This window comes from Alcanivorax sp. HI0044, assembly GCF_001634945.1.
Genome location: NZ_LWEZ01001241.1, coordinates 1 through 734 on the forward strand (window position 1 = coordinate 1; position 734 = coordinate 734).

Consider the following 734-nt stretch of genomic DNA (forward strand, 5'->3'; position numbering starts at 1 on the left):
GCCAAATCAATGTGATCGATCACCACCACCGCCACGTTATGCACCCCCTCCCCCGCTAACCGCTGCCCATGCTGGCGCGCCAGTTCGCGCACGCGGTGCTGCAGGTCCGCATCCAGGGTGGTGTGAAACAGGTGCTGCGGGCTGCTGGCACGGAGGGAGGTAAGCAAGTGGTCGGCACTGCCGGGGAGCGGTCTGGGGGCATCGGGCAAGGGCTCCAGCAAGGCCAGCTTCAGGTCCGTCGTCGACAGGTCGCCCTGGCTGTGCAGAGCGTTCAGCAAAGTGTTGCGTTTGGCCAGCAACCGCTCCCGGTTCCGCCCGGGGTGAATCAGCGAGGGGGCATTGGGCAGCACCGCCAGCAGCGCCGCTTCCGCCCAGCTGAGCGCCGCCGGTTCACGGCCAAAATAGCGCCAGGCGGCGGCCCGCAATCCAACGATGTTGCCGCCAAAAGGAGCCCGGCTGGCGTACTCGATCAGTAGCTCATCCTTGCTGAAATGCCACTCCATCTGCAGGGCCAGCACCGCTTCGCGGGCCTTTTCCGATAGGGTTCTGGGCGGATCATCCCGTAACAACCGGGCCAGCTGCATGGTGAGTGTGGAGCCGCCACTGACCACCCGCCCGGCGCGGGCATTAAGCCAGGCCGCACGGGCAATGGCCAATGGGTCGACACCAGGGTGGGCGAAGAAGCGTTTGTCTTCGTAGCTCAGCAAGGCACGGCGATATTTGTCCGGCAGAGT

Annotated in this window: 1 protein-coding gene; it reads right to left on the bottom strand. The window is 65.3% G+C overall.

What is annotated here, in order from left to right; genetic code table 11:
• Nucleotides 1-734: transglycosylase domain-containing protein (locus A3730_RS17665; RefSeq protein WP_197477513.1), on the bottom strand; the 734-nt coding region annotated here is incomplete at both ends.